Source organism: Natronococcus jeotgali DSM 18795 (genome assembly GCF_000337695.1).
Lineage (GTDB): Archaea > Halobacteriota > Halobacteria > Halobacteriales > Natrialbaceae > Natronococcus > Natronococcus jeotgali.
This window is the reverse complement of the sequence record NZ_AOIA01000099.1, coordinates 1-7,574: the sequence shown is the minus strand read 5'-3', so window position 1 is coordinate 7,574 and position 7,574 is coordinate 1. Positions and strand designations below refer to the sequence as shown.

Below are 7,574 nucleotides of genomic sequence, written 5' to 3'. Positions count from 1 at the left end.
GGTATCTTGAACACATTCACTCAACCAGACATCTTCCTCATGAGACCAACGCTTTAGCTCCAGCTCTCACACCAGTCGGGAAGTACCGAGTCTCTGTTTAGCGGGTCAAGGTAGATTTCACCCCGTTCCGATGTCGGTTCGATCCGCCTCGGACGGGGAGATGTCCTTCTGATCCCCAGCGTTCTCGGCGTACTCGTCGAGCGTGTGTTCGGACTTTAGTTCGACGCGTTCACCCTCGGGATCGGCCAATACAGGGAGGATCATTCGGACGAACGTCACGATGAAGACCATTAGGAACGGACCCAGGAAGATCCCGTACCAGCCGAACAGCGGCGGGCCGAACAGGTACGCGAACATGACGAGCCCAGTGTTGAGCAGTCGTCCCGAAAGGTACGGCCGGATGTACGTCCGGACGAGGTTGTCGAACGCGACGATCATGACCGCGAGGAACGCGACCGGGAACCAGAGGAGACGCGGATCGACCGTCGCCGCCTGGACTGCGAGGGTCCCGGCGATCGCGAAATAGATGATCGACCGACCGACGAGCGGAACGAGCGTGAAGAGGCCGGTCACGACGGCGAACAGCATCGCCGACGGGATCGCCAGTCCGCCGGGCGCGACGACGTTGAATACCGTGTAGATGATCGCTGAGAGAATGATGACTGCAAAGATCGTCATCGTGTACCCGAAGTAGATCGAACCCAGTCCTCGATCGACGACCGAGAGGTAGTCGGTCACCAGGCTGTCCTCGCCGAACACGTTCGTTTCAAACCAGTCGGCGATATTCCGATCGCTGACCAGCAGGAAGAACGCGATTAGCAGCGAGATGAACATGTTGAACAGCGTCGCCCCGATCGCGCCGACCGCGCCGCCGACAGAGCCAAGCAGGTTCTGCACCGACGGGTCCTGGATTAACACGACCGTCGTGTCGTACACCTCCGAGGGGGTATTCGGGAGATCCGTGATCTGAACTGGTAACTGCGCGAGAATTCTGTCGACCGGCAGGTCAGCGGCCGCCGTCACCAGTTGCCCGAGCGCGACAAGCAAAATCGCACCGAGCATCACTACAATCGGGACGACGATCAAAAGCAGTGTCAGCGCCGCGACGAGGGTCGGCGAGGCGATGCGCCGCTCGAGTCGCTGCGTAATGGGCCGCGCGACGTAGTAGATGAACAGTCCGAAGATGAGCCACGGGAGGTACTGATTGACGACGAGTCCCAAGATGGCCAGTAACACGAATCCCAGAATCCACCACCCGAGGCGTTCGTGAGCCGCCCAGATGCGGACGTTGCGTATCGGTGAATCAGTTTTATCCATGGGTGATGGTACCACAGATACATTATTAACGAAATTGTGTACTCGTCCTGAATTACCGGAGAACGAACTTCGAGACGGTGCAATGTTGTAGCCGTGTATCCTCGACCGTCGAGTCGTGTCTCGGGAGAGTCTCAATCCGTCTAGAATATACCGTAGCGCGGTCGTCGACCGATTCATCGAAGATAGAGTATTGCTGTCGGGCAATGGTTCGCACAGGCCGGCCGCTTACCGGATATCTCTAGACGTACCACGTATCTCCACTGGCAGATCGACGATGGCTTTCGACAGCCCCAGTATGACTGGGCCGATGAAGACCCAAGGAATCCGAAGACGGCCACTCCACCGAAGATGCCGAGAACGAGCAGCTCGGAGTTCAGGCGCGTTCCGCGCTGCATCGCGAGCAGTCCAGCGAGGCCCGCCCCGCGAAGTGCGGCGCGGCGGGTTGCCCGCAGCGGTTCGAAGTCCGATTCTCCCGTCGTGTCTGGTGGTTCGTTGCTCATGGTTCATGCCGCTCCGAGTGGCCTGCAGCAGCGGTTGGGACCAACTCACACTCCAGCGTTCGATATAATACGGTGACGAGACTCGAGAATAATTTCATGGCACGATGATAGTGTTAGGAAACGAGAGTGGATCGCCTTTCTCGGCTCACGTTCACCCGTGGGAGACGCAGTCTCCTCCGAATGGGCGGTGACGATCGGATCGGCGCGTGCACGGACCGCTTCGATCCCGCCAACGTGGTCCCCGTCGTGGTGAATTAGGGCCACTAGCCAGATGCCCTTGAGTCCATAGTCCAGATCCGAGCGGTAGACCTCGAGGGTGTCGGCGATCCCTCGGGGCCGACGTCGATCAGGACGAGGCCACGTTCCGTTTCGACGGGTGTGAGCGTGATCGGCAGCTCGAGGTCGCTGTATTCGGCGGCGACAGGCAGGATATATCGGACTCTTCCATACTGGGTGGTTCGAGCCCAAAGCGTTGGATATCGAGTCCCGGAATTGTATTGGCCTGCTCCTGCAAGTGGTAGCACTATCACCGATATCGCCGTCCATGACATCTCGATGACTAGAGACCGCGTGAACCGACGACGAATTCTACAGATCGGCGGCAGCCTCGTAGTGGTCAGTGGCGTCGGAGGTACCACGGCTGCCTCGAGTGACCACGAAACGAACGACCAGCCAACCGATGCCGACTTCCAGACTCGAGTTGCACACCTCTCACCCGACGCACCTAACATCGACGTCTACGTCGACGGAGAGCGGGTCCGCGAGGGCATCCCGTACGGGACGGTCACCGACTACCGCGACCTCCCGCCTGGCACGTACACGATCCAGGTCGTTCCCGCCGGTGAAGACCCGGCCGAAGCAGTGCTCGAGGAGACCGTCGAGGCCGGCGACGTGGACTCCACCCTCGACGGTCTCCTCGCAGTGATCGGCGAAGTGGCCGCCGAAAACCAGCCCCTCGAGTCGCTGTTCCTCGATGACGACAACAGCCCGGTCGATTCAGGTACCGCTCGCGTTCGCGTCCTCCACGCCTCACCCGACGCGCCTGCGGTGGACGTCGTTGCCGGCGAAAACGGGGACGCGCTGTTCGAGAACGTCGCATTCGGTGAATCCGGCTACACCGAGGTCCCAGAGGGCGAGTATCCACTCGTTATCTATCCTGCGGGTGACCGAGAGACCAGCGTCTTCGAAATCGACGTTTCCCTCGCCGGAGGGACCGTCTACTCCGCGTTCGCGATTGGCTACCTCGAGCCGGAGGGAGCACTCGCCGATGAGCCGTTCGAGATACTCCTCACAGAGGATTCCCTTCCGGACGAAGCGGAGTCGAACGAAGACGAACCCGAGAAAGAGCCTGAAACGGAGACGAAGTCCGGGGACAAGAACGCTCAGTGATACCGCCGGCTGCCCGTCGTGGAAAAATCTCGCTACCATGGAGTAGTGAGGTTTTCACGCGGGTACAGCCGAACGCACGAGCAAACGCAATACGTTTACGATGTTCGCAGAACTCACGACTACGCGAGTGAATTGACAGGAGAGCAGACTCGTCAGGCCGTCACCCGAGTTGCTCGTCGAGGATAAGTTGCGTCCTCGTGCTCACGACCGCTCCTTGCTCGCGCGCCTGCGCGATGAGTTGTCGACGCCACGGGCGTCGGCGGTGTCGATGACGAGGACGGTGTCCTGCTCGTCAGGGACCTGCTAGACGAAGCCGACTTTCTCCCACTCGACCATCCGTTTCATACCCTCGTGGGTATCGACGTCGACTGCGGCGCTGACTTCGATCATCGCCTCAGTATTTTCCGTACGCGTCGAGGTGACAAACCGGGCCAGGTCTCGTGCCACACTCGCACTGAGTAGGCAGCGGATTGGAAAGAACATCCATCACAATTGACGGTAACAACAGCGCTGATATCGTCCACAGGAACCCTCACCATGGGTCAAAAGGTAGTGTTCTAATGGTAAAGACAGGTATTATATCAAATTTGTTGAATGGGGTACGCACAGGCACTGTCTAGTTGAGCCAGTTTGAGAAGTGAGCAGGTCGTTGAGTTGATTTGGACTAATGCTCGCAGACCTGCTCAGCGAGAGCTACGACGCGGATTTAGAAGAATCTTGGGAGAACGAACGGACGGCAACGCCCGTCAGGGCGTTCGCCGTCCGTCTCGATCAAACCGGTTGTTCGCTTCGGGACACAACAACGATTTTCGCGGAATTAGTCGTTGAACGCACTCACGGAGCGGTCTGGGACTGGGTACATCGGCTGGCTGACAGCGGACACGACCCGCCGACGTCCACGAGAGCAACGCTCTCGTGCGGCCCATCAGAACGCTTCGCGTTCTGCGGACGGCGTCGCCGTCGCGGGTCGCTGTTGACGAAACCGCTGTCAAGATTAACGGCGAGTGGTCTTGGTTATATGCCAGGGTGTCATAGAATACGTCTCACACCCGCTATTTGATGATTATAGCAGTCTCATTCTACGCTTCCACCAGCGTTTGAGCTGCTCTCGTGTTTTATCCATCCTACCTGACCGAGAATAATGTTGCTTGAGAACTATTGTATGACACCCTCTATATGCTGCAATAAACATAGACACAAAGTTGATTCTCGACGTCGCGTTGTTCGGTCAGCACGGCACTGATCCGGCAGCTGCGTTTCTGCATGGACTCCGAGAGAAACACGATTTCTCGGACGCTGTGTTTCTCGTCGATCAATTCGGCTATCGGACTACCCTTTCCCGATTAGGGCTGAACGGTCGAGTGAACTACACCGACCGAAACCTCATCGAAAAGTGGTTTCACACTCTCAAAATGAGAGTCGACCGTTTCCATAGTTCCTGGGAGGGCAGTCGGGCGAGCGCACGCGAATTGATTGAACAGTTCGTGCATTATTATAACCGCCAGAGACCGCATCAATCGCTCGATGGAAAGACGCCAGCTGAGAAAGGACTCAACTAGACAGTGCCAATGGTATCATTTGTAACGTGAACCAGATCAACGATTCCCTGGATCGTTACTTGCTTGCCATCGACCTCCAGTGGGAGGTATGCGTTCTCTTCAATTCTCAGTTCGCCGTCCATTGAATCGAGGAGTAGCCGAACTCGTCGCTGTTCGTCATCCTGTGGGTCGACGTCCTCACCCGATGCATATTGCTCTGCGAACTCGTGCAGTCGCGAACCGAACTCGATACCGTCCGTCATTGACCACCTCGAAAACGGAGTCGTTCATAAGCGAATGCGGTGAGCAGCTTGTTGGACCGTCTGATTTCGGTATTGGAACGTCGAACTGGGTTTGGACTGTCTGACCGAGACACATCTTTTGGGGTTCGGGTTCGTAGGACGTGATCGGAACTTCTAATCCCTCAAGGAACGTATTCGGTTCCTCTCCAGCGGTGAAAAGCAAGTGGTCTCGAGCTCGTGTCATCGCCACGTAGAGCAGCCGGCGCTAAGCGAAAGAAAAAGAGATATTCACCAGTTAACAATTGGCTATAACGACCTCATTGTGTTAGATACTTAATTAGTGGGTGTCTTACTATACTTCTTCTCGCTCATATTTGGATGCGGTAAGAAAGCAATATGACAAAACGAATGAAAGATAGAAAGCGTGCGACGGTACTGGTGGGGATTATCCTCATCGCAGTAGTGGGGGCCGGCATAATTACGCTTGGGGACGTTACGGTTAACAATCCGTTCACAGTGAACGACAGTAACACGGACACCTCCACCACCTCCGAAAGTGAAGGCACCGCAAACGAGGAGGCTACCCCAGTGGACAAAGAGAACCCGGCGACATCATCCACACCAGCTGAGTCCAACTCTGAACCTTCGGATGCTCAAGTTGAGGACAAGCCAGAGGTCAACTTCGTTCCGGGAGTCCGGGACTTTAGCATTTCGACAGAAGAGTTTGATGAGTCCAGCACTGACGTCGAAGACGGTTTTGTCACTCCGGGAGAGCATAGACTGCTTCGATTTGATACGATCATCTACAATTTAGGAGATGCAGATGCCGAATTGGGTCATCCTGAGAATAGATCCGATCAGTTCGAATATTCGGATTCCCATAATCATGCCCACCTGAAAGGATTCAACAAATATGCTCTGTTTGACGAATCAGGTAACGAGATGGACATGGGAAAGAAACAGACATTTTGTCTTCGGGATGATTTCCAAACCCGCTCAAACGCCAGCAGTAGTGCCAAGTTCAATTGTGACTATCAGGGAATTAGTGCTGGGTGGGCTGACGTGTATCCAGCGTCTCTACCCGGTCAATATCTTGTTATCGACGGACTCCCTGACGGAGAGTATACGCTTCATGCCACGACGAACGCGGAAGGTACGATCGACGAGAAATGCGACGACGATAACACCGTTCGAGTTGACCTCCGTATCAACAACGATACAGTTACCGTACTTTCCTCACAAGAGGACCATGTGAAACCATCTGCTTGTTGAGAATATTGACACCCTCTTAGGATTTTAACAGAATCTTCGAGTATCTCCCACCCATCTGGAAACAACTCCATGTCCCCGTGAAACACGCATCCGTCGCTACGATTGTGGAAGACGTGAAGAGAGTTTCAACAGAGTCTGACAGCTGATTCATCCTCTCAGCCAAGCGCTATCTGCTCGAGCCTGACGGGCCACCTATCGAGCCGTACGATGCGAAGTTGACGTGTGCGCGGGTTACGACAAAGCAAGAGTGGTCGGAAACAGTGTTCGAGCAATTACAGTCGGCTGGATTGCTTGAGACGAGGACGACGCTCGTGTTCCACGCTGGGCGTGTATATTATGAGGTGTTGCTACCGTTACTCGAGGAGACGGCTGTCTCAGTCGAGCTTCCAGTAGATGGATTGGTGATAGGTGAACGATTGAGATGGTACAACGAGCATATATGAACGAGACTGGCCTCGAAGATAGCGATTGGATAGGGCTCGAATGGAGTCCATGGCTTTCATTTGATCGATCAGATGGAGATCTGAGTACGATTTCGAGTGAGCCTGGTTTGTATCGCGTTCGGCATCGGGAACGTGATGGTCTCGAGTAGATCGGTGAGACGGGCCGAAATACACGCGGCCGGGTTGGTGCGCTGTCAGGTGGGTTTACGCCAAGCAGATGCCATACCGGGATGACGAACGGTTCCCAGCTGGCGACTATCCGAATCAGAATCCTGGTGGTGACGGACTTCCAAAGTGGACACAGCAGGACCGCTCGCTTGATGGTGAGGACATTGTACTGTGGTACACTCTCGGTGTCAACCATGTCGATTGACCAGAGGATTGGCCGGTTTTGCCCGACCATCCAGCGAGTTTCAAGCTGGAGCCTGTGAACTTCTTTGGTGAGAATCCAGCTATCGATGTCCCACCTGAACACGCAATCAAAGATATCCATGCCCGTCGGGAACAGAAGTACGACGATCCTGATACTGTTGCCAGATCCGAATCAGATGATGACTGAAGCGTGTGCCCATTGTGGGCTACCAGTAGCTGGCTCGACAGTTACTGACTCGGATATTGATGGTCCCTTTTGCTGCCAGGATTGTCTCAAAATGTATCAAATTATATCGGTTGTCGAATAATCTTCTAAAAATTCTATTTATATAGAACGGTTTTGTCTCGAACATGGCAAGAGACGCTCGAGAGTGAACCACCTCCGGGGTTGACCCCGAGGGGCTCTGGTGAATCGCCAGACTGCGTCGACTTGATCCGTCAGAACTAGGGAGTTGAAGCGGGAAACTGCGGATGGTTCATGTCCAAAATTTCCCGCTTCAC

The 7,574-nt window shown here is 55.2% G+C and carries 7 protein-coding genes and 2 pseudogenes; 6 read left to right on the top strand and 3 right to left on the bottom strand.

What is annotated here, in order from left to right:
* Positions 1-117: 117 nt before the first annotated feature.
* On the bottom strand, positions 118-1,317 hold the full coding sequence (locus tag C492_RS10500) for an AI-2E family transporter (RefSeq protein ID WP_083898827.1): 1,200 nt from the start codon (positions 1,315-1,317) through the stop codon (positions 118-120).
* 878 nt (positions 1,318-2,195) lie between these two features.
* Here C492_RS10500 and C492_RS10495 point away from each other — a divergent pair.
* Complete coding sequence (locus tag C492_RS10495) at positions 2,196-3,206, top strand: DUF4397 domain-containing protein (RefSeq protein WP_239643427.1); 1,011 nt, start codon at positions 2,196-2,198, stop codon at positions 3,204-3,206.
* A gap of 303 nt (positions 3,207-3,509) precedes the next feature.
* On the opposite strand, the gene C492_RS24215 is transcribed toward C492_RS10495, so the two are convergent.
* Complete coding sequence (locus C492_RS24215; protein WP_160166988.1) at positions 3,510-3,653, bottom strand: hypothetical protein; 144 nt, start codon at positions 3,651-3,653, stop codon at positions 3,510-3,512.
* Between the two features lie 220 nt (positions 3,654-3,873).
* On the opposite strand from C492_RS24215, the pseudogene C492_RS22850 reads away from it, so the two are divergent.
* Positions 3,874-4,220, top strand: a pseudogene (locus tag C492_RS22850) (hypothetical protein); the annotation flags it as partial.
* Positions 4,221-4,378: 158 nt separating this feature from the next.
* Positions 4,379-4,765, top strand: a pseudogene (locus C492_RS22845) (integrase core domain-containing protein); the annotation flags it as partial.
* Here C492_RS22845 and C492_RS10490 read toward each other — a convergent pair.
* Positions 4,762-5,007: a hypothetical protein gene (locus C492_RS10490; RefSeq protein WP_008423245.1), complete on the bottom strand. Its 246-nt coding sequence runs from the start codon at positions 5,005-5,007 to the stop codon at positions 4,762-4,764. The pseudogene C492_RS22845 and the gene C492_RS10490 overlap by 4 nt on opposite strands.
* A 375-nt stretch (positions 5,008-5,382) precedes the next feature.
* Here C492_RS10490 and C492_RS10485 point away from each other — a divergent pair, with 375 nt between their 5' ends.
* The 3 genes from C492_RS10485 (at position 5,383) to C492_RS25710 (ending at position 7,074) form a co-directional block, all read left to right on the top strand.
* Positions 5,383-6,258 (top strand): lysyl oxidase family protein, encoded by an 876-nt coding sequence (locus C492_RS10485; RefSeq protein WP_152424883.1) that lies wholly within the window; start codon positions 5,383-5,385, stop codon positions 6,256-6,258.
* 149 nt (positions 6,259-6,407) lie between these two features.
* A complete protein-coding gene (locus C492_RS25715) occupies positions 6,408-6,701 on the top strand; it encodes a DUF6884 domain-containing protein (RefSeq protein WP_086009420.1) in 294 nt (97 codons plus the stop codon).
* A 217-nt stretch (positions 6,702-6,918) separates the two neighbouring features.
* Positions 6,919-7,074 (top strand): copper amine oxidase, encoded by a 156-nt coding sequence (locus C492_RS25710; RefSeq protein WP_338042169.1) that lies wholly within the window; start codon positions 6,919-6,921, stop codon positions 7,072-7,074.
* The last annotated feature ends 500 nt before the right edge of the window (positions 7,075-7,574 follow it).